The sequence below is a fragment of the Brevundimonas sp. BR2-1 genome (genome assembly GCF_037626195.1).
GTDB lineage: Bacteria > Pseudomonadota > Alphaproteobacteria > Caulobacterales > Caulobacteraceae > Brevundimonas.
Window position 1 is genome coordinate 139,126 of sequence record NZ_JARKMV010000001.1, and the last position, 16,103, is coordinate 155,228.

The following is a 16,103-nucleotide window of genomic DNA, read 5'->3' on the forward strand; positions in this document are numbered from 1 at the left end:
CGCCCCGCTCCCTCAGTCGTTCGCGTGAGACAGGGGATCGAAGCGCGGCGCGGCCGGCGCGGCGGCCTGACGGCCCCACCGCTGGCGCCGGGCGGCGTCTCCGGAGGCGCGGTCCGCCGCGTCGCGCGCCGTGGCCTCGGCCATCAGCCGGGACTGGGCCAGCATGATGGTGCGCAGCGCCGCCAGGTCTTCGGCCAGCACGGCCAGAAGCTGGTTGGACGACTGGACCGCCGCCGTCTGGCCGGTCGCCGCCTGGCTGGCGGAGAGCGCCCCGGCCAGCCTCTGCGACCGGCCCTGCCCCAGCCGTTCCAGCTCGGCGGCCGTCCGCGCCACGTCCTCGGCGGTGCGCCGGGCGTTGGCCGTGCGCGCCTCGCCCTGCTCCAGCAGGCTCAGCATGTCCGAGCCGGACAGGTCGTCGGGGTATAAACTCCGGAACTGCTGCTCCAGACCGCTGACCGAGCTGGCGATCCCGCGCGCCGTCCGCGCCAGCTCGGCCATGTCCCGCAGCGACTGGCTGGATTGCGTCAGGTGGCTGTAGGGCGAGGCCGCCAGACTGCGCGCCTCGTTGGCGAGGCTCTCGAGCTGACGCGCCGCCTGCAGCGCATTTTCGATGTGATTGCGCGGGTCGAACACCACCTGCTGGGCCGGCGCCGGCGTGGCGCCCAGCAGGCTGACGGCGACGAGGCCGACGGCGACGATCTGGATGGACCTATTCGGCCGCGAGCGGGCCGGCGAAGGCGTCGAAAACGGAATCCACATTTTGCACTCCCTTGGCTTTGAGGAAATCGCGGGCGAAGCCGCCCGGTCGACCGTCGTCAGGTCCCGATCGCTCCAGGAGGGAGTCGATCAGGGTCTGGTCTTCCGGCGCGCTCGAGCCGCACAGGGCGAGGGCCACGCCGGTCAGACGCAGATCGAACAGCCGCCGGCCGCGCGGCTGGCGCCAGTAGTAGGCCCGCTTGGGCGTGGCGAAGGCGATCAGCTCCAGCTGGCGCCGGTTCAGGCCGAAGCCCCGGTAGAGTTCGGCGGACGACGGCTCCAGGGCGCGGGGATTGGGCAGGAAGACCTGGGTCGGGCAGCTCTCGATCAGACTGGCCGCGATCGAGGAGGCCGCCACGTCGTCCAGGCTCTGGGTGGCGAACACCACGCAGACCCGCTTCTTGCGCAGTGTCTTCAGCCATTCCCGTATCCGGGCCGCGAAGGCGGTCTCGCCGAGGAACAACCAGGCTTCGTCGAGGACCAACAGGGTCGGCCGGCCGTCGAAGCCCTGTTCGAGATGGTGGAAGAGGGCTGAGAGCACCGGCGCCACGGCCGACGGGGTCCCCATCAGGGTCTCCAGCTCGAAGGTGTCGAACCGCGTGGGCGCCAGGGTCTCGCCCGCCCCGTCCAGCAGCGCGCCGTGCGGGCCCTTCAGGGTCAAGGGCTCTAGGGCGGCGGCGACCGTCTTGTCCTGAACCAGGGCGCAGAACACCGTCAGCGTCCGCTGCGCGACCGGCGCCTCAGAGAGCGCCGACAGCGCCACCCAGATCTCTTCCCTCACCCGGGGGACCGGCTCCAGCCCCGCCAGGCGCACGGTCTCGGCGATCCATTCCGCCGCCCAGGCCCGCTCGTCCTCGCGGTCGATCCGGGCCAGCGGCTGGAGCGAAAACCGCGCCCCGGGCTCCAGCGCCCGCCAGCGGCCGCCGGCCGCCAGCGTCGCCGCGCGCGCCGACCGGCCCTTGTCGAAGAAGACCACCCGGGCGTCCCGATAGCGGAACCATTGCAGCGCCAGGAAGGACAGCAGGGCGCTCTTGCCCGATCCGGTCGGCCCGACGACCATGGCGTGGCCGACGTCGCCGACATGCAGCACCAGCCGGAACGGCGTCGCGCCGGTCGTGCGCGCCGTCGCCAGCGGCGGCCCGTCCAGGTTGGCGTCCCCGGCCGGCCCCGCCCAGACGGCGGAAACCGGCAGCAGATCGGCCAGGTTCAGAGTCGAGACCAGGGGCCGACGCACGTCAGCATAAGGCTCGCCGGGCAGAGAGCCCAGCCAGGCCTCCACCGCATTGAGATCCTCGATCCGGGCCACCAGCCCCTGCGCGTTCAGCGCCGCCTCGATCGCGCGGGCCTTGGCCGCCGCCCCCGCCTCGCTGGCGTCCAGAACGGTGACCGTCAAAGTCAGATAGCCGAAGGCGCAGGACTCCGCGCCGAGCGCCGCGAGGGCGCCGTCGCACTCTTCGGTCTTGGACGCCGCATCCGTATCGAGAAGCGGCACCTCCTCCTTGGTGATGGCCTCGCGCAACAGGACGCCGACGCCCTTGCGCTTGGCGAACCAGCGCTTCCTCAGCTTGACGATCTCCCGCTCGGCCTCGGGCTTGTCGAGGCCGATCCAGCGCGCCGTCCAGCGGTACTCGAACGGCAGGGCGCCAAGGGCATCGAGCAGTCCGGGCCGGGTCGCCGACGGCAGGCCCCGCACCGAGACCACCTTGAGCCAGCGATCGCCGAGACGGGGCGCGACCCCGCCCGTCAGGCCGGCGTCGGCGAGCCAGGCGTCGAGGAACATCGGCGTCTCCAGCGGCCGGACCGCGAAGGCCCGGGGCGAGACGCTGTCATGCAGCCAGGTCAGAAGGTCCGCGTCATCGAGCCGTTCGATCTCCGGCAGGGCGTCGGACAACAGGTCGAGCGTCGTATCGGCTTCGCGGCCGAAAGCCTCCAGCGACACCCGCCAGTCGTGGCCGCCCCTGGCCAGACCGTCGAACAGCCAGCGCTCCATGCGGCGGGTTTCGTCGGCGGGCGGCAACCAGGTCAGGGCCAGCCGGAAGTCCGTCTCGAAGGCGGGATCGGCGGTCTCGAAGCGGCTGCGTCGTTCCGCGTCGAGCAGCCAGGCGACCTCGAGGTCGAAGGCGCTCTCCGGATAGGCCGTCGCGGGACGGCGGCGCGCCTCCATATGCAGACACCAGCCCGATCCCAGCCGCTTCAGGGCGTTGTTGAGCCGGGCGCGCACCGCCATCAGCTCGTCCTCGGTCGAGGACTCCAGGTCGGGCCCGCGAAACCGGAAGGCGGCCAAGAAGGACCCGTCCTTGTTCAGGACCACCCCGGGCGCGACCAGCGCGGCCCAGGGCAGGTGGTCGGCCAGGGCGGCGGGACGGCGGCGATGTTCGTCGAGGAACCGCATCGCGCCCTCACCCGTCCAGATGACCGGGCATCGCCAGATGCCGGCGCAGAACATCGAAGAACCGCCGGTCGGACCGCGCCGCCCACAGGCCGATCGCATGGGCGACAGCCCACCACAGCAGGCCCAGCCACCAGATCCGCAGCGCCAGGCCCAGCACCAGGGCGATCGTGCCCATGGCGATCGCGTAGTCGCGCGGCATGCCGGCCATCAGCACCGGTTCGGCCAGGGCCTGGGCCACCGGCAGCTCCCACCCGTCCGGCCGCGGGTCCATCACCCGATCTCCGCGCCGCCGGCGAAGCCGAAGAAGTCGAGGAAGAAGGTCGAGGCCGCGAAAGCGATCGACAGGCCGAACATGATGCCCAGGCCGCGCCGCATCGAGGAGCCGTTCTCGCTCATGGCGATGCCGGCGCCGAAGACGACCACGGCCACGACGGCGGCGGCCTGGACCACCGGTCCGGTGATCGACTGCACCACCTGCTGCAGCGGCCCTTCCCACGGCATGCCGGAGCCTCCCGCCAGGGCCGGTCCGGCCAGCATCAGGCCGCACGTCATCGCTGCGCCGAACAGGCGGCGCCCCAGTCTCCATTGCATGATCTGCTTCCTTTGTTTCAGCGCAGGTCACCGCGCCGCGACTCATTGCAAGCAGATAAAATCCCCGCCTGTCAACGTCATTTGATCAAATAATTTCAACGACTTGTATGCGACTTGCTGACGACTTGGTTTAACTCGGCAAACGACTTTGCCAGGGTCGTGGCCATGACCTTTCCCGACCCGTCCGACGACTTTCGGCGACGTTTGACCAAACCTCGGCAGAGCCGGACTTTGGCCGGCCTCCCTTCCGATATCGACGGTTCAGAACAGCCGGTCCCGGCGATCGGGCCGTCCCTTCAACGGGGACCCCGCCTTCGGATCCGCGCGCTTCACAGAGGCGCGAACCACGGTGTCGATTCGCGGGCCTCCCTGTTGTCGATGGCGTTGGGCGCAGCCCTGACCGTGCGCCTGGTCCTCCCGGCGTTCGGAAGCGGCAGTTCGGGGCGCGGGGGAACACGCAGGGCTGCGCGCGCCATATTCCCCGGCTGGGCCTGGCGACGGCCGGCCCAGAACGAGCCCGGTCCCGGCGATCCATTGCCCAAAGCCGTGGACGGCCGTCTGCAGACGTTCCGATTGATCGCCTTAACCCTGTCGACCGCGTCAATGATCGGCCAGAAGATCGGCCAGAAGATAGGCCAGAAGATCGGCCAAACTGGCAAGGCGGAACCTTCTGTAGCCTCAAACGCCTTACATTATAGACACTGCCGGGATAAGGGTGGCGGATCACTCCGCGTGGAAAGATCGGCCAAAATGCCAGAAGTTCCCGAGTCTCCAACCCGTATCGAGCCCGCTCGTCTCGAAACGCTCCCGGCGAGGATCGCCGATCTCGTCGCCGACCTCGCCGCGCGGTCGGCGGAGCTCGGCGTGGGCCTCCATCCGAAGACCGCGCGTCACCTGGCCGATCTCGTCCGGATCATGAACACCTATTACAGCAACCTGATCGAGGGCCATAACACCCGTCCCCGGGATATCGAAAGGGCGCTGGCCGGGGTCTCCGATGCGGACAAGCGGGATCTCCAGGCGGAGGCGGTCGCCCACTATCGCGTTCAGCAGGAGATCGATCGCCTGGCCGCCGATCACATGCTCCCCGATCCCGCAGATCCCGCATTCCTGCAGCGTCTTCACCGAGACTTCTATGCGGATGCGTCCGAGGCCATGCTGACCATCAAGGGGGCTCGCCACACCTTCCTCATGACGCCCGGAGAATGGCGCCGTGGCGCCGACCAGGATGTCGAGGTGGGCGATCATCTCCCGCCCGCCTCCGAGCAGGTGCCGGCGTTCATGGCCCATTTCCATCGCCGGTTCGCCTTCCAGCCGGCGCCCGGAGAGGAGCTGATCAGCGTGGGCCCGGGCCGGTCCAGCCGGATCGTCGCGATGGCCACCGCCCACCACAGGTTTGCCTGGATCCATCCGTTTCCCGACGGCAACGGCCGCGTTGGACGGCTGATGAGTCACGCCATGGCGCATGAAGCCGGAATCGGAGCTCACGGACTGTGGTCGATCTCGCGGGGACTGGCTCGGGGCCTTGATCCGGGACCGGAAGGACGGACCGAGTACAAGCGTCACATGGCGCGAGCCGACGAGGTCCGCCGCGGGGACCGTGACGGGAGGGGGCATCTGTCCCTGACTCAACTCGAGTCCTTCACCGCCTGGTTCCTGGAGGTTTGTCTCGAGCAGGTCCGGTACATGGGAGAGTTGTTCGAACTGAACGGCCTGTCCGACCGCCTCACGAAATATGTTCTGATCTCGGGTCTCCCGGCGGAGGCCAATGCCCTGCTTCAGGAAACCCTGATCCGGGGGGAACTCGACCGCGGCGAGGCCGAGCGCGTGACCCGCCTTCCCGAACGCAGCGCCCGGCGCATCCTCAAGGAACTGACGGAACGCCAGCTCCTCGTGTCCGATACGCCGAAAGGACCCGTCTCGCTTCGCTTCCCGGCCGATACGCTCGACGTCCTGTTTCCACGCCTCTACGCCTAGCGATCACGGACGCGGGGCCGGGTCGCCGCGCGGGATCAGGCCAGCTGACGGCGACGCCGCCTTGCGCCGGCATGATTGGACTTTTGTCTTCATCCCTTCTCCCCAGACCCGGCCAAGGTTCCAAGGCTGGTCGTTTGGCAATACGGGAGTTTGAACACTCCGGGTGCTCAAACAGCGGGTCTGGAAAAGCCAACATCGCCTATCTGAGTTTCGGCAGGGCTTCGTCGGCATGACGCCGGAGCCGGTCAGCCTCGTCGAACTGATCGCCGCGCGCGAAGCCCTCATCACGATCATCGTCGATGATATGCCGACCGAGCATCGCGAATTCCTGATCGGCTTCAAAAGCGGCGAACCGGATTGGTCTCTCGTCGGCCTGCCGGGCATCGCCGACCTGCCGGCGGTACGCTGGAAGCAACGAAATCTGGACCAGCTCGGGCCCGGCCGGCGCGACCGCCTGGTGGAAGGGCTGCGCGCCGTCTGGCCGTCGTAAAGCGGCGCCGCAACCGGAACGACCACGCCCGGACGTCGCCTTCCTGACCGGACTGACCGGACCTGCGCGTGGCCGCGCCGCCGGCCGCGCCCGCATCAACGGGCCGCGGCGGCGAAGCGCTTCTCCAGGCGTCGCGATGCCAGCGACACACCAGGAAGCAGCATAGCGCCGGCGCGCTCTGTCCTCACGCGAGCGGCGTCAGCAGGTAACGATCCGCCTCAAGACCCTCGACGGCGAGCACGGCCTCCACCCGTCGTCCCTCGGCCGTGCGCCGGATATGGACGATCCGGTCGACCGCCTGGGCGATCGCGCGCCGGGGCGGCTGGGCGACCACTTCAGTAAGCAGGTCCTCGACGCGCCGCAGGACGTCTTCGGCGGAGTTCGCATGTATCGTCGACAGTCCTCCAGGGTGGCCGGTGTTCCAGCTCTTCAGGGTCTCGAGCGCGGCGGCGCCGTCGCGCATCTCCCCGACCACGATCCGGTCCGGCCGCATCCGCAGCGCGTCGCGCACGAGATCGACCACGCCGATGGCGACCGGCGCGCGCCGGGTCAGCACCGCGACCACGTCCCAGGCCGAGCACTGCAATTCCGGCGTATCCTCGATCAGGATCACCCGGTCCCGCGCGAAGGCGGGTTCGGCCAGCACCGCATTGGCCAAGGTGGTCTTGCCCGAGCCGGTCCCGCCGGAGATGAGGATGTTGCGGCGTTCGGCCGCCGCCTGTCGCAGCGCGTCCGCCTGGGCCTCCGTCATCACGCCGTCGCGGACATAGTCGGCCAGCCCCCAGATCACTGCGGGGCGTTTGCGGATCGAGAAGGCCGGCGCCGCAACGATCGGCGGCAGCAATCCCTGGAACCGTTCGCCCGTCCCCGGCAGGACGCCGGACAGACGCGGATCCTCGCGCGCCACCGTCTCTCCGACATAGTCGGCGATGAGCTTGATGGCGCGCTCGCGCGCCTCCGGCGACAGGGTCTCGCCGGCGTCGCGACGGCCCTCCCCGCTCCGGTCGAGCACCAGCCGCCCGTCCGGGTTGGCGAGTATCTCGACGACGGCGGGCTCCTCCAGGGCGGCGAGAACCGTCGGCCCCAGCGCGTGCCGCAAGGCCTCCAGCTTGCGTTCCGCGACGATTGGATGGACCGCCATCAGGTCGAGGGGTCAAAGGAGCGGGGTTCGCCGGCGACCGTGTCGGTCGCGGTTCGGCCCGCGACGATCCGTGCGGCCGTGGCGTCGAGCAGCCGTTCGATCCGCCGGTCCACGGCCGCCTGGACCGTCGGGTCCTGATCGACCACGGCGTCCGGCAGCCGCAGGAAGAAAGCCCGCGCCACCTCGATCAGAAGCTCCTGGACGATCTGCATGTCTCTCGCCGTCGACCGCATGTGGTCCCTCAGCGAGCGTTCGAGCTGCAGCAGCCGATCCTCGGGATCAGCATGAGGCGATTTCTGCAGCCCCCGCGAGATCGCCCGCCCGGCGGCCTGGCTGAGCGGCATCCGGCCTGCCCGCGCCTCGCGATTAAGCGCCGTCGCGAGCTTGGGATCGGTGAGATAGACCTGCACGCGGGCGGTCTGGGGGTTAGTCCTGGGCATTTCCTGGTCCTTGCAACTGATCGAGGACCGCCTGTTGCGCGGCCATCTCCTGCGCCACCCGCCCGTAGATATCGGCCGCCCGGGCGGCGACCTTCTTGTCGTCCATGGCCGCCGCCACCTCCTTGAACAGCGGCAGACTGGCCTGCGCGTCCTCCCCGAGGCTGCGGCGTCCCGCCCACGGATGAGGGGCGCGGGGCGGAACGTCGAGCTGCCGGCCCTGATCGGGCGGGGTTTCCCCCGCGCGGCTCCGGAATGGTTCGCGCCGGTCATAGAGCAGCTTTTCGGTTCGCAGCGGCCGATGCCCCGCCACGAACACCAGCTGCTGATCGTCCGGCAGCGACCGAATCTCGCCCGGCTCCAGCAAGGGCCGTTCGATCTCCGCGCGGGACACCGAGCTGCGGCCTGTTCCCAGTCCCGCGGGGCCGCTCCGGCTGGTGCGGGTTTCGGTCACCGAGCCGGTCAGCCTGGAGACCTTGTCCTGGGTCAACGGATCCAGGGCCGAGAAGGCCGTATAGACCGCGCAGTTGTCGAGAATGGTGTTGTGCTGACCATAGGTCTCGACGATGTCATTGAGCGACTGGGCCACGAACATCGCCTTGACCCCGTAACCACTCATCAGACGCAGCGACTTCTCGAAGAAGGCCAGCCGCCCCAGGAGCGGAAACTCGTCCATGACCATCAGAAGCTTGTGGCGTTTCTCCCGGCCGGTCGCGTCCCTGGTCTCCTCCGCCGTGAGGGCCTGGGCGGCCGCATAGAACATCAATCGCACGAGCGGCCGCAGCGCGGCGGCGTCCGCCGGGGCCACCTGGACATAGAGCGACACCGGCGCTTCGGCGCACATCAGATCGCCCATGGCGAAGTCGGACGCCGACAGCGCCCGCTCCACATCCTCGCCGGCCAGCCATTTCAGGTAGGACCGCGCCGTCCCCTGCACCGATGTCCGGAACCGGTCGTGCATGGCGGCATAGCCCTTCACCGCCGTCCGGATGAACGGATGGGTCTCGGGCTTCCCGTCCGCCCCCGACCGGTGAAGGGTCTTCATCATCCCGTCGGCCGCATCGTCGAGATCGGCCAGAAGCTCCCGCACCTTGAGCAGGGTCTTGTCGGCGTCCTCGGCGGTGTAGAGGACATGCAGGATCACGGCTTCGAGGATTTCCGAAGCGGCCTTGTCCCAGATCGCCTCATCGTCCCTTGCGCCCCCGGGATCGGACAGTATGGCCACCAGACGCTGGACCTGCGCCAGCTCGCCCGGTCCCGGCTGGATCTCCGCCAGCGGATTCCAGCGCGCGGACGCCGGATCCCGCGGCGCGAAATAGGAGGCATGCGAGAACCGCGAACGCCAGCCGGCCGTGATCCGCCACAGTTCGCGCTTGGGATCATGCACCAGGACGCTCGGGGTCCACGACAACAGGGTCGGGGTCACATGGCCCCGCCCCTTGCCGCTGCGGGTCCCGCCGGTCACGAGGGTCGGCCGAAGATCGGCCGTCGCCAGCAGCCGCCCCCTGAATACGCCCAGGACCGCGCCGGCGGGACTGAGCAGGCCCGCGCGGCGAGCCTCGGCCCAGCCGCCCCATCCCCGGATCCGACGCGCCGTTCGATCGCCGCTGACTAGCGATCCCAGCCCCAGGCCGCTCGCCGCACCCAACAGGATCAGCGGCGCGCTGCGTGAGACCGCTGTCCGGGCCTCGTCGCCGAACTCCCCGCGCCAGGCCAGGATCGCCCAGGGCGGATAGAGCGCCAGGTCGGGATGAAGCCGCATCGCCGGGCCAAGCGCCGCGGCCCAGTGATAGGTCCAGGCGAACAGCTGGGTCGCCGCCTGCAATCCCAGCAGCAGACCCAGACCGAGGCATGCCAGCCGCGCCGGCACCTAGCCCGCCTCACCGGGAGGATCCCGCCGCTCTCCGGAGACATCGAGGACCAGCAGCGGCGCGGCATCCATCCGGCGCTGGTGATAGGCGACCAGCGCCTGTCGGAGCGCCGGCATCGAGGCGGAGTCGGCTAGCTGAAGGATCGAGACGGCCTCGGCTTCACGATCATGCAGGATCCGCCGTTCCGCCTGCGCCAGCGGCAGGAGCTGGCGGCCCACCCGCTCGAAGGCTTTGGCCAGGACCTGATTGCCCGCGCCCCGGACGATGCGGCCGAGACGTTCGGCCAGCCGCTTTTCCGGTGCGGCGGACGAGGGAACGGGTTCATCACGGTCCTGCACGGCTTCGGCCAGGTTCAGACTTGTCGTCAGGCAATGGAGCCGGAAGGCGAACCGGTCCCGAACCAGGGCCGCGTCGATCCGCGAGGCCAGATAGCCGCCGAAGGGCGCGCGTTCGACCAAGCCCTCGCCGCACAGCCAGGCGAGGGCCTCGCGCACCGGCGTGGTCGACAGCCGCAGGCGTCGGGCCTCCTCGATGATCACGATGGGCGTCCCGGGCGCATAGTTGCCCTGCTCGGACAGATGGCGAATGCTCTCCAGGGCAAGGAAGAAGGGATCGCGCTTTCGGGTCACGGCCGTCTCCGGAAGTGGAACACGGGATTGATGGCGGCGGCCGGCCGGTTCGCCAACCGGTTGCATACCCTAATCACGAATTTCGCCATAAAACGTCGAGATATCCGCCGGGAGCCATCGGTTCTCCCGCCGCTTTGTGGCGGACGAACGCCGGTTGTGTACGGAAACGAAAGGATGAGCGTTGCCCACTGAAGCGTCCCGTCGCACCATCCCGTGTTTGAGAGGTTTCGCCGATGAGTGGAGTGCCGCCTGAACTGCCCCGTGACGGCGAGTTGCTTTCCGCGGCGGTCAAGGCGGTCCGCAAACATCGCGGCATGACCACGGCCGAGGTCGCCAGCGCCATGAACATGGCGCTCAGAACCTATGAACGCTTCGAGTCGGGTGCCACCCGCCTGAACCTCGACCATATCCACCGGTTCGCCGCGGCGACCAACAGCGATCCCTATGCCCTCATTCTCTCGGTCGTGATCGGGTCGTCCGAGCTGGCCCGGCGCTGCGCCGACAACAAGATGGCGACCATCCTCACCGTGGCGATCCAGCGGTTCGACCAGGCCATCCAGGATCGTCTCATGGACCTGGACGCCCGCACCCTGATCACCGCGATCACCGGGATGTTCGACACCCTGCTGGACGGCGACGAGACGAGCGAGCAGGCCCAGGCCTGGTTACAGACGGGCGCGGCCGAGTTGCTCTCCAAACGCCCCAAACCGGGACGCTGACCCCTCAATATACTCCAGATATAGCTTTTCAGACGGTCGAGCCGCGCGCTCACTCCTTAGGCCACATCCGTGGCGACCAACCCAAGGAGACTGTGATGACAACCCCCACCCCCAAACTGCGCCTCGTCACCCTCGGCAGCGCCAGGGCCCTGACCCGTGACCTGACGGGCGGCCAGTATATGGAGATCAACGTCTTCGACAGCCGCAAGCCGGCCTGAGCGAAAGCGGACGGTCGCCGACGGCGATCGTCCGCAACGCGCGGTGGACAGACAAATGACGGTTCAACTCTGGTGCGCTGACGGCGTGTTCCTGGCGCAGGTTCGTGAAGACATCGTGATGCTGGATGTGAACGCCGACCAGTACCACTGCCTTCTGGATGCGGCGGAATGGATTGTGGTCGACAAGAGCGGTTCCGTCGTGGTGCCCGACAGGGCCGCTGCAACTGAACTGCTGTCCGCCGGCATCGCCGTTGGTGAACGCCCTGGGCCGCCACGACGCACACCAGAGGCGGCTCAACGGGAGTTGGTGCCAGCGTCGTCCCCCCCCAAATGGACCCTTTTCCACACCGGATTTGCGCTCGCCACTGCGACGATGGCCTTCCGGGATAGAACGCTTCGTCAGATCATCGAAACTTCGGCTCCGTCCTCTGCCCGGCGCGGACCCGTTGGCGACGCTCGTCTGGACAGGTCCGTCGCTGCCTTTCGAGGTGCGCTCCCTTGGGTCCCTTTCGAAGGGGAATGCCTGCAGAGAGCCTTCCAGCTCAGACGCGTCCTGGCCGGCAAAGGCATCCACACCGACTGGATCTTCGGGGTGCGGACCTGGCCGTTCGCTGCACACTGCTGGCTGCAGATCGGCGACCTCGTCATCGCTGACACCCTCGAACGCGTGGATCGGTACACGCCAATAATGGTCGCCTGACGGTGGGCGACTACCTCATCGTGGTCCGACGTCCGGACGATCCCGAGGCGAAAATCCTTTCCGCTGAACTCGCACAGCTCGCACGGTCCAAGGGCCTCGTGGTGTCCGATCTCAACGGTCGCGCGTGGCTTGGGGTCAAAGGGCCAAATACGCCGAGAACCCTGGCGGTCGGCCCATGGACCCTGGTCGGCGACGTGTTCAACCGGCGGCAACCCGTCCTCCCCACCCGGGCAGACGATCCAGACGACTATGAACGCAAGCTGTTCGCCCGCTTCTGGGGCCGGTACGTCGGGGTGCGCTTCGGTGCCCAATCCCAACTGGCGTCGGTCCTACGGGATCCCTCCGGCGCGCTCGAATGCGTCGCCTGGGCGCACGAAGGCCTGACGATCGTCGCCTCGGATGCACCGGACTGGCTGGTGGAGAAGCTCCAGCCGCCCTGGCGCATCAATGTCGACAGGCTATCGCAGGCTCTGCTGGACCCCTTCCTCTCATCGGGCCCCCTGCTTCTGGACGGTCCCATCGCGGTTGCCCCCGGAACGGTGCAGCCCCTCCCCTTGTCCATTCCTGCCCGATCCCTCTGGCACCCGGCCGACGTCGCGCATCGCAGCCTGGGCCCGCCGCCCTCGCTTGAGGACGCTGCCGCTTCGATCCGCGCCGCCATAGACGAAGCGGTTGCGGGGCTGGCGAGTGTTTCAGGGCCCGTTGCCGCGGAAGTGTCAGGTGGACTGGACTCCAGCCTCGTGGCTTCCAGCCTGACACGCAGCCCCTCTATCGACGTCAGCCTCTGGCTCAACGCCTATGGCGCGACACCGGAAGCAGATGAACGCGCCTATGTTGCCGCGCTTGGCGAGGGCTTGGGGATCGTCCCAACATGCGTGCCGCATCGCACGGGTGCCATGACGGAAGCGTGGCTAGAGCGCACGTCCCAAGGGCTTCGCCCCGGACTCAATGCCCTCGACCGTCCTCACGACATGGACTGGGCCGCCCGGCTGCACGACGTCGGCGCGACGGCGTTGATGACCGGCAAGGGTGGGGATTCGATCCTTCTGCAAAGCTCCACCAGCGACGTCTTCACCGATCTCTGGCTGGCGCGGGGCTGGCGCGCCCTCTTTGCGCCCGATGTCCCGCGCCTGGCTGCGGAAAACGAAATTTCTGTCTGGTCGATGATCCGCGAGGCCCGTCGCCACGGCCGAGAGGGCCAGCGCCTTCCGGTGCGAGACGAGGGCATTCTTGTCCCGCACCAACAACCCGTAGCGCATCCCTGGCTCGCCGACTGCGACGGGTTCGGTCCCGCCAAGACACTTCAGATCGCGGGCGTCCTGGACAGCGTATCGCGACACGGGCCCTCGATGCTTACCGAAACCGTCGATGTGCGGCACCCGATGTGCGCCCAGCCCGTGATCGAGGCGTGCCTCGCGATTCCGACCCCGCTCCTGACTTTCGGTGGTCGCGACCGAGGGCTGGCGAGGTACGCCTTCAGGGATCGACTGCCGAGGGCGATCATCGAGCGCCGGTCGAAAGGCGACATGACGCGGATCTACGCCATGATGATCCTGGACAATCTCGCCGTATTGCGGCCCTGGCTTCTGGACGGGCGGCTGGCGGCGCTCGGTGTCCTCGACCGCAGCGCCGCCGATCAGCTTCTGACTCGCGAGAGCCTGATATGGCGCGGTGCCTATTCCACCATCATTGTGGCTGCGGCGTTTGAGGGCTGGGTCCGGGCATGGGAACGACGTCTGAAGCCTCCGGACTGATGATCGGCGACCCCGGCAGGGTCCGATCCAGCCAGTCGAACACCTGACCGTAGAGGTCGCGCAGGTTGGCCGGGCTGAGAACGTGGTGGTGCTCTCCCCAGTATGTGACGAGCCGCGCCGTTCCCCCTTGTCGGTAAAGGGCGCTGAACATCCGTTCGGACTGCGACATCGGGATGAAGTCCCTGTCCGCCGTGATCAGCATGACCGGTGCGGTGATCCGGTCCGCCGCAAGATAGGGACTGTGTTCGATATAGGCTCCCGGGTTGGCCCAGGGCGGCTCGGCAAGCTCGCCCTGCCCAACCTCCACATAGCCTTGCTGGTTCATCATCATGAAGCCGTCCTCAGGCATCACTCGGGTCGCGGGGATGAACTCCCCCCATTCGCCGAACCAGTCCGACATTCCGGATGAGGCGATATAGGACTGGTAGCGCGCCGATCGCGTGGCGACGGCCAAGGCGGTGTAGCCCCCAAAGCTGTGGCCTTGAATGGCGATGCGGTTGCGCGGCAGTTCGGGATGGGCGGCCAGGGTCGCATCAACCGCCGCATCGACACTTCGGACAAGGAAGTCGACTGCGGTCGTCCCCTCCTCGCCTATCGGAATCGACGGCGTCAGCACCGCATACCCTGCGCCCGCCATCACCACCGCCCGAAGGCCATAGGTGAGTGTCTGCGGTCCGGACCAGTCGCCGGCATCCACAGACCCGGGATAGACTTGGACCACGAGGCCCTTGATCGTTTCGGACCCGCTCAACGGGGGCAGGAATAGCCAGCTCCGCGTGTGGCGGCCCCGCGCGTCCAGATGATCCACCGCCACCGGCTTCACGAGGGTGACGTCGGCCAGCCCCGCGTTCACCCGATCCAGGTCGGAAACGCCCGTGGGCGTCCTGAGGCGCAGGGTTTCGACGAGTTCGACGCGGTCCAGAACCAGCGCCATTTCCGAGGACACAGCAACCACCCGGCCTCCCTCACCAACACCGGGACCGATCCGTCGCACCGCGCCCGCGCCTGTCAGGACGAGGCTTTCGCCTTCTGGTCCGAGCATGGCGACCCAATTCTGACGCGGCGCGTCATTCACCTTGAGCCGAAACGGCTTCTCGATATCGCTGATCTCAACCTTCCGCACCAGCAGATCCGGCGGTCCCACGCGTTGAAGGCCCTTCGACCCCACAGTCCACAAACCGCCATCGGCGATCAGAAAAATCGCATCCCCGGCGACGGCGGCAATCTGGGAGGGAACGGATGTCAATTCGCCGGTCATCGGGGCCGGTCGTCCACCCGCCGCAAGCGCGTACCAGTCAAAACGCTCTCCGTCCTTCGGGCGCGCATATACAACCGGGGTCCCACCCAGCCACTCCGCCCGGACGCCCCTCAGAATGTCGGCGCTTCCGCCGGGCGTCAGCCCGTCGAGCGGGACCATGGCTGCGCCGGCCTGATCGACGTGCATCAGCCTGCCGTCAGTCCAGTCCGTTCCGTCCTGACGCGCCCATACGAGAAGGCTGCTGGAATCCGAAGACCATCGCAGGAGGTGGGGCGCGACATCGAACGCGTCCATCGGCCTGGCGACTGCGTCGTCAACCAGATTGATGATCGCAAGCCGCTGGCGGGTCGAACCCTCCGCCTGAACGATGGACTCGGGCCGGATGGCCATGCGCTCTTCGCCCAGGATCACGGCGACCCGCCGCGCATCCGGTGACACCGCGAAATCAGCAATTCGGCCCTCAGCCAGCGTCCGGCGCCCGCCAGTCCGAAGATCGAGAACAATCAGAGCCTGGACGGCGTCCGGGGTTTCCGCCGTCGCCACGCCGCCTTGGGTCTCGACGACCGTGCGGGATGCCTCTCGGCCGAGCGCGGTGCGCTCCCAGGCTTGGGTCGCCCGAGCCTGGCTCCCGCCGTAGTACCGCAGGATGGCAGGAAGGCTCCCATCGGGCCGGACAGTCAGCGCGATCTCATCGTCGGATATCCATTCCGCCGCCGCGCCGGTCAGCGGGATTTCCGGCGTTAGACCTGTCCATTCAACCGACCTGTCTGCGAGCGTGACGATCCCGATCTGCAGACGGGCGTCCCGAAAACTGTAGACCAGCATTCGGGTCCCGGACGGCGACCAGGCCCCGCGCAACAGCCCTGCAGGTTCGTTCGGCAGCAGACGCTCCGATGGAGCCGCGGGCCTCGTCAGGTCAGCAAGCCAGAGGTCTGTGATCGCCCAGGTGGAGCGGCCTCCAAAGTCGAACCGCGGGGTGGTGTCATAGGCACCGCGCTTCTCGTAGACAGCCCATGCGCCGTCCGGCGCGATGGAGGCTCGGCCGAATCCTTCGAGCGTCACAACATCATCGACCCCAAGGGGCCGCGACTGGGCGAAGGATGACGACGCCAGACACGCGAGCGCCATGACCGCCCAGACAAGGCGGTGAAGGGAACTGAACATGGCTCG

At 68.1% G+C, this 16,103-nt stretch carries 15 protein-coding genes; 6 read left to right on the top strand and 9 right to left on the bottom strand.

The genetic code is table 11. From position 1 onward, the window contains the following. Positions 1–12 precede the first annotated feature (12 nt). From BrevBR_RS00730 to BrevBR_RS00745, 4 genes are read right to left on the bottom strand one after another with little or no spacing between them, the layout of a single operon-like run. Complete coding sequence (locus BrevBR_RS00730) at positions 13–759, bottom strand: conjugal transfer protein TrbJ (protein WP_291838935.1); 747 nt, start codon at positions 757–759, stop codon at positions 13–15. After that, positions 710–3,148 (bottom strand): conjugal transfer protein TrbE, encoded by a 2,439-nt coding sequence (gene trbE, locus BrevBR_RS00735; protein ID WP_339999639.1) that lies wholly within the window; start codon positions 3,146–3,148, stop codon positions 710–712. The genes BrevBR_RS00730 and trbE overlap by 50 nt, the downstream gene beginning before the upstream one ends. A 7-nt stretch (positions 3,149–3,155) precedes the next feature. Then, positions 3,156–3,419 carry a VirB3 family type IV secretion system protein gene (locus tag BrevBR_RS00740; protein WP_292062128.1) on the bottom strand — a complete coding sequence of 88 codons (264 nt, stop codon included), beginning with the start codon at positions 3,417–3,419 and terminating at the stop codon, positions 3,156–3,158. Further along, positions 3,419–3,739, bottom strand: coding sequence for a TrbC/VirB2 family protein (locus tag BrevBR_RS00745; RefSeq protein ID WP_292062131.1), 321 nt, complete (start codon positions 3,737–3,739; stop codon positions 3,419–3,421). The genes BrevBR_RS00740 and BrevBR_RS00745 overlap by 1 nt, the downstream gene beginning before the upstream one ends. 750 nt (positions 3,740–4,489) lie before the next feature. Here BrevBR_RS00745 and BrevBR_RS00750 point away from each other — a divergent pair. Together BrevBR_RS00750 and BrevBR_RS00755 are read left to right on the top strand one after the other, a co-directional pair. Then, positions 4,490–5,716 (top strand): Fic family protein, encoded by a 1,227-nt coding sequence (locus BrevBR_RS00750; RefSeq protein ID WP_339999640.1) that lies wholly within the window; start codon positions 4,490–4,492, stop codon positions 5,714–5,716. 163 nt (positions 5,717–5,879) lie between these two features. Further along, positions 5,880–6,206, top strand: coding sequence for a hypothetical protein (locus BrevBR_RS00755; RefSeq protein ID WP_292062134.1), 327 nt, complete (start codon positions 5,880–5,882; stop codon positions 6,204–6,206). A gap of 184 nt (positions 6,207–6,390) precedes the next feature. Here the strand turns inward: BrevBR_RS00755 and trbB are convergent, their stop codons facing one another. Genes trbB through BrevBR_RS00775 form a run of 4 tightly spaced genes read right to left on the bottom strand, consistent with a single transcriptional unit; the run spans position 6,391 to position 10,284 of the window. Further along, complete coding sequence (trbB, locus tag BrevBR_RS00760) at positions 6,391–7,347, bottom strand: P-type conjugative transfer ATPase TrbB (protein WP_292062136.1); 957 nt, start codon at positions 7,345–7,347, stop codon at positions 6,391–6,393. Beyond that, on the bottom strand, positions 7,347–7,787 hold the full coding sequence (locus BrevBR_RS00765) for a hypothetical protein (protein WP_292062138.1): 441 nt from the start codon (positions 7,785–7,787) through the stop codon (positions 7,347–7,349). Before BrevBR_RS00765 ends, trbB begins: the two co-directional genes overlap by 1 nt. Next, complete coding sequence (locus BrevBR_RS00770) at positions 7,774–9,654, bottom strand: type IV secretory system conjugative DNA transfer family protein (RefSeq protein WP_292062141.1); 1,881 nt, start codon at positions 9,652–9,654, stop codon at positions 7,774–7,776. The genes BrevBR_RS00765 and BrevBR_RS00770 overlap by 14 nt, the downstream gene beginning before the upstream one ends. Further along, positions 9,655–10,284 (bottom strand): GntR family transcriptional regulator, encoded by a 630-nt coding sequence (locus tag BrevBR_RS00775; protein WP_292062145.1) that lies wholly within the window; start codon positions 10,282–10,284, stop codon positions 9,655–9,657. Between the two features lie 233 nt (positions 10,285–10,517). On the opposite strand from BrevBR_RS00775, the gene BrevBR_RS00780 reads away from it, so the two are divergent. The 4 genes from BrevBR_RS00780 (at position 10,518) to BrevBR_RS00795 (ending at position 13,675) form a co-directional block, all read left to right on the top strand. Next, entirely contained in the window at positions 10,518–11,003 is a 486-nt protein-coding gene (locus tag BrevBR_RS00780; protein ID WP_292062147.1) for a helix-turn-helix domain-containing protein, read from the top strand. 95 nt (positions 11,004–11,098) lie between these two features. After that, the gene (locus BrevBR_RS00785; protein ID WP_292062148.1) at positions 11,099–11,221 is read left to right on the top strand and encodes a hypothetical protein; all 123 of its coding nucleotides are present in this window, start codon (positions 11,099–11,101) and stop codon (positions 11,219–11,221) included. Positions 11,222–11,276: 55 nt separating this feature from the next. After that, the gene (locus BrevBR_RS00790) at positions 11,277–11,921 is read left to right on the top strand and encodes a lasso peptide biosynthesis B2 protein (RefSeq protein ID WP_292062150.1); all 645 of its coding nucleotides are present in this window, start codon (positions 11,277–11,279) and stop codon (positions 11,919–11,921) included. Between the two features lie 2 nt (positions 11,922–11,923). After that, the gene (locus BrevBR_RS00795; protein ID WP_292062153.1) at positions 11,924–13,675 is read left to right on the top strand and encodes an asparagine synthetase B family protein; all 1,752 of its coding nucleotides are present in this window, start codon (positions 11,924–11,926) and stop codon (positions 13,673–13,675) included. Here BrevBR_RS00795 and BrevBR_RS00800 read toward each other — a convergent pair. Further along, complete coding sequence (locus BrevBR_RS00800) at positions 13,608–16,097, bottom strand: alpha/beta hydrolase family protein (protein ID WP_292062156.1); 2,490 nt, start codon at positions 16,095–16,097, stop codon at positions 13,608–13,610. The two genes, BrevBR_RS00795 and BrevBR_RS00800, sit on opposite strands and share 68 nt — an antisense overlap. Positions 16,098–16,103: the final 6 nt, after the last annotated feature.

Excerpts from the sequence above, each read along its gene's own strand:
- BrevBR_RS00730 (WP_291838935.1), bottom strand. The coding sequence starts at position 759 with ATGTGGATTCCGTTTTCGACGCCTTCGCCGGCCCGCTCGCGGCCGAAT.
- trbE (WP_339999639.1), bottom strand. The coding sequence starts at position 3,148 with ATGCGGTTCCTCGACGAACATCGCCGCCGTCCCGCCGCCCTGGCCGAC.
- BrevBR_RS00740 (WP_292062128.1), bottom strand. The coding sequence starts at position 3,419 with ATGGACCCGCGGCCGGACGGGTGGGAGCTGCCGGTGGCCCAGGCCCTG.
- BrevBR_RS00745 (WP_292062131.1), bottom strand. The coding sequence starts at position 3,739 with ATGCAATGGAGACTGGGGCGCCGCCTGTTCGGCGCAGCGATGACGTGC.
- BrevBR_RS00750 (WP_339999640.1), top strand. The coding sequence starts at position 4,490 with ATGCCAGAAGTTCCCGAGTCTCCAACCCGTATCGAGCCCGCTCGTCTC.
- trbB (WP_292062136.1), bottom strand. The coding sequence starts at position 7,347 with ATGGCGGTCCATCCAATCGTCGCGGAACGCAAGCTGGAGGCCTTGCGG.
- BrevBR_RS00765 (WP_292062138.1), bottom strand. The coding sequence starts at position 7,787 with ATGCCCAGGACTAACCCCCAGACCGCCCGCGTGCAGGTCTATCTCACC.
- BrevBR_RS00780 (WP_292062147.1), top strand. The coding sequence starts at position 10,518 with ATGAGTGGAGTGCCGCCTGAACTGCCCCGTGACGGCGAGTTGCTTTCC.
- BrevBR_RS00785 (WP_292062148.1), top strand. The coding sequence starts at position 11,099 with ATGACAACCCCCACCCCCAAACTGCGCCTCGTCACCCTCGGCAGCGCC.
- BrevBR_RS00790 (WP_292062150.1), top strand. The coding sequence starts at position 11,277 with ATGACGGTTCAACTCTGGTGCGCTGACGGCGTGTTCCTGGCGCAGGTT.
- BrevBR_RS00800 (WP_292062156.1), bottom strand. The coding sequence starts at position 16,097 with ATGTTCAGTTCCCTTCACCGCCTTGTCTGGGCGGTCATGGCGCTCGCG.